This is a genomic window from Verrucomicrobium sp. 3C, from assembly GCF_000379365.1.
GTDB lineage: Bacteria > Verrucomicrobiota > Verrucomicrobiia > Methylacidiphilales > Methylacidiphilaceae > Methylacidimicrobium.
This window is the reverse complement of sequence record NZ_KB901877.1, coordinates 220,736-221,697: the sequence shown is the minus strand read 5'-3', so window position 1 is coordinate 221,697 and position 962 is coordinate 220,736. Positions and strand designations below refer to the sequence as shown.

Annotated in this window: 1 protein-coding gene; it reads left to right on the top strand. The window is 55.7% G+C overall.

The features are described from left to right. Positions 1-516, top strand: a 516-nt coding sequence (locus A37A_RS0113695; protein WP_018292057.1) for a group II intron maturase-specific domain-containing protein, incomplete at its 5' end; no start/stop codon positions are given. Positions 517-962 lie beyond the last annotated feature (446 nt).

Sequence of the window (962 nt, the reverse complement as noted above, 5' to 3'; positions counted from 1 at the left end):
TATGTGATCCTCTGCCGACATCACGCCCAGGAAGCCCGGGAGCAAATGGAGAAGATCATGGAGCGAATCGGGCTCACCGTGAACCAGGAAAAGACCCGGATCTGCCGAGTGCCGAAGCAAAACTTCGACTTTCTCGGCTACACCTTCGGTCTTTGCTACAAGCCCATCACGGGCCGCAGCTACCTGGGGACGCAACCCTCCAAGAAACGGGTGAACCGGCTGTTGCAGAGCGTGAGCGAGCAGCTTGGTCGGAACACCCAGGGAAGCGAAGCGGAAGAACTGGTATCGCTCCTCAATCGCCGGCTGCGAGGATGGGTGAACTACTTCTGTCTTGGCTCGGTCAGCCGAGCGTACCGGGCGGTGGATCACCACGTCCGGTATCGGCTCCGCCGGTTGCTCTGCCGCAAGCATAAAGTCCTTGGGCAGGGAAAGACCCAGTTCCCAGACCGGTTTCTCCGGGACAAGTTGGGTCTTCTCTCCCTTAGGAGCTTAACGCAGAGTCTGCCGTGGGCATAATCCTGCACCAACCTTGTCCGAAAGCCGAATGCGGGAAATCCGCACGTTCGGTTTGATGAGCGGGGAGTGGAAACGGATGATAGGGAGAGATACTCAGGCACTGCCAGACCGAAAGGGGCAGCTCCCGCTATGGCTCTCCTACGTCGCACCGCGCCACTCCTCGACTCTACACTTTTTTCACCGACATTGTGATTTACCAGTTACTTACGGAAATCATGTAGTACGTAATATATGAAATAATATATTGCCGTGTATTCGTTGCGTTTGGTATAAAAGAGTGCGTAATGTACTTTTGCGAGGTCAAGTCGCGGCAGAAGGGGAAGGTCTACAAGAGTTATTTCATCCGAGAGTCGTATCGGACCGAGAAAGGGCCGCGTTCCCGGACGATCTGCAACGTCACCGCGCTACCCGAAGAGGTCCGGGAGCTGATTCGTTTGGGCTTGCAG